This window comes from Flavobacterium araucananum, from assembly GCF_002222055.1.
Taxonomy (GTDB): domain Bacteria; phylum Bacteroidota; class Bacteroidia; order Flavobacteriales; family Flavobacteriaceae; genus Flavobacterium; species Flavobacterium araucananum.
On record NZ_MUGS01000112.1, the window covers coordinates 1 to 2,716 of the forward strand.

Here is a 2,716-nt window from a genome sequence, read left to right on the forward strand (position 1 = left end):
TTTTTTAGAATTATTTTTAAAAGAACTTTTTTTATTTGTAATTACCTAATAACAAGATGATTATGTCTTTTATGTGGAAGAGTTAAATTTGATATTTCAATAATTCAGAATAAGAATCTCCATTTAAACCTAATAAAAAGGCAAAAGCAGGTTCTGTTTTGTATCCGTTTTGTTTGAGTTTGATGATTTCTAATCTAAAGTTTTCTCCTTTTGTTTTTAGAATTTCATATTCTATAATCATGTGTTTATAGCCATTTTGATTTTTGGTTGGAATGTTCTGACCGAAAATTTCAATTTCAAAATCGTTTATTTTAAACTTAGTAATAACAGTTTCCTGATTATCAATAGGTGTTTCTTTAATTCGAAATTCATTTTGATTCCCAAAAAGAGTATTCAGTTTTGCTATAAAATTGGGTTTGTTTTTCCAGTAACAGATAATATCAAGATCACTGTTTTTGATATCAATATTAATTGGGATTGTACCAACGAGAATTGGATCAAATTGAGCTAAATTGATTAAAACCTTATTTTGAGACAAAACTTCAAAAGCGTGAACCTGTTTTTGGTTTCCGGTTTTTAAATATTCGATAGAAGTAAAGTCGGTCATTTTTTATTTGCTATAGTCTTTTGTCGATTTTATTTCGCTCTCAATTCTTTTATTGATATTGACTTTTGCACCAGTAAAAACAAAGATTGTGGTTCCATATTCACGGGCATATTGATTGGTAATTTTACCTGAAATTTCAGCGCTATTAAAGTAAGGGCCTGTCTCTTTTAATTCATTACTTTCTTGCTCATAATCCTTTACCCTGATAAGGTTTTTGTAGGTAATATTTAGATCAAACCAATTGACATAATCGGCATTAAAAGAAACCGCTTTGATTCCTTTTTTAGTATAATAATTTATGGCTCCCGCTTGTCCGTAATTGTCGCACAAAACGAGTGTTTTGTCTTGATTTGAAAGCGTTGCATAAACAGAATCTGTTTTTCGGGCCAGTTCTTTCCAACCCAGCATATCTGCAAAATCTTGTGGTAATTGATGCTCTTTTCCATCTTCCCAACGTAACATTCCCAGTTTTTTATATTTTTCTGGATTTTTCGTAATATATTCCGGGCTTTTATTGGGGAAGACAAGATTGTACATCGGGATAAAAAACAATAGCGGAATAATGATGAAAACGGGTTTTAGATAACGTTTCCAGCCCGTATTTAAAACTTGAGAAAGATAAGCAGCACCAAAAGCAATATAAACAGGATATATACCAATGGCATAATAAGCTTTGGCTTTGAAATAGATAAAAATAATAAGAGTAAAAATTAGAGAAGCAAAAAAGAGTTTAAATTTTTCGAAAGGTTTATAGAATAGTAAAGCATATAAGGCGGCAAGAATAACAAAAAAAGAACCAACAAAAAATAAGATTTGCTCTTTTAAAAATCCCAGACGATCAACATTTACCAATTGTGTTTTTGATAATTCCTTCATGTGGTGTACAATCGGGAACTGATTGTTGTATTGCCATAAAAGATTAGGTAATACTAATAATAATCCTAAAAGTAGTGCTACATAAAGATTTTTCTGTGCTAAAAGCCTTCTTTGATTCGAGAGCAAAAGAGCCGGTATAAGTCCAATAAGTAGAAAAAGAATATTGTATTTGTTCAAAAATCCAAATGCAAATAAGATAGCACCAATATAAAACCATTTCGTTTTTTTGGTCAAAATGTACTGAATTATAATATAGTAAAATGTAGTCCAGCACAGTACATCTAATGAGTTTGGTTGATACAGCATATTGATTCGTAATAATGACGAAAACAAAATGCAGGTAGCGCCCAGAACCAAGGCATACAAATTGCCTTTTAAGATCCCGATAGTTTTCCAGACAACCAAAAGTGTCAAGGCACCAAAAAGGGCAGGGAAGAACTTTATCCAGAAAACCGAATTGCCAAGCAAAAAGATACTATAAGAAATCCAGGAAGTTACCGGAGGAACAGATAAATAACCCCAAGCCAGATGATGTGCCTGATCAAGATGCAGATATTCGTCGCGTTGCAAATCATATTCGGGACTTATTAGGATATATTGTAAAACAAATTTTAAAACAATAAATCCAAGTAAGATAATGGTTTTTTTGGTCATGAGAGATTTTAGTTGGTTGGTTAATATCAAGAACCAACCTGCTGTGTTGTAGTTCTTAAATAGTATAGCTAATATATAATTTATTTCGAATACTGAACAAGACAGCTTATTATTCTAAAGATAGAAACTAAAAAAAAAGCCTTAGATTTCTCTAAAGCTTTTCTGTTTATTTTTTGTTCCAGGAACTTATTCTGTAGTTTCAAATTCCATGTGATCAATCGTTTCTACTTCTGCTTGTGCAGGTTTAGAAGCTTTTAAGGCATTGAATCTTTCCAATTGTTCCGTTTCTCCTTCTTCACCACTAAAATAAGGAAAAACATCCATAATTGGAGATTCAGAAACAGCCGGAATAGAATATTCTCCCATCGTGCTTTGCATTACATGAAGTGTATTGTCATAAGCTTCTCTTACATCATTTGCCTGTACTAACAAATACATATTCGATTTTCGTTCTTTACCACTTTCTTCGTCATAAGCCATCAACGAAACTTTTGATTTAAACCAGCGATCGGCATTTTCAAAAGGATGTATCTCAGCATAATTAGCCACTTTTATATTTGTGATTTTAAATTCTTCACT

At 31.6% G+C, this 2,716-nt stretch carries 3 protein-coding genes; all 3 read right to left on the minus strand.

What is annotated here, in order from left to right; all coding sequences use genetic code 11:
* Window positions 1-82: 82 nt before the first annotated feature.
* Window positions 83-607, minus strand: a complete 525-nt coding sequence (locus B0A64_RS24520; RefSeq protein ID WP_089482065.1) for a DUF4269 domain-containing protein — start codon at window positions 605-607, stop codon at window positions 83-85.
* A 3-nt stretch (window positions 608-610) separates the two neighbouring features.
* Window positions 611-2,137 carry an ArnT family glycosyltransferase gene (locus tag B0A64_RS24525; protein ID WP_089482066.1) on the minus strand — a complete coding sequence of 509 codons (1,527 nt, stop codon included), beginning with the start codon at window positions 2,135-2,137 and terminating at the stop codon, window positions 611-613.
* A 186-nt stretch (window positions 2,138-2,323) separates the two neighbouring features.
* Window positions 2,324-2,716: DUF4494 family protein (locus B0A64_RS24530; RefSeq protein WP_089482067.1), on the minus strand; the 393-nt coding region annotated here is incomplete at its 5' end.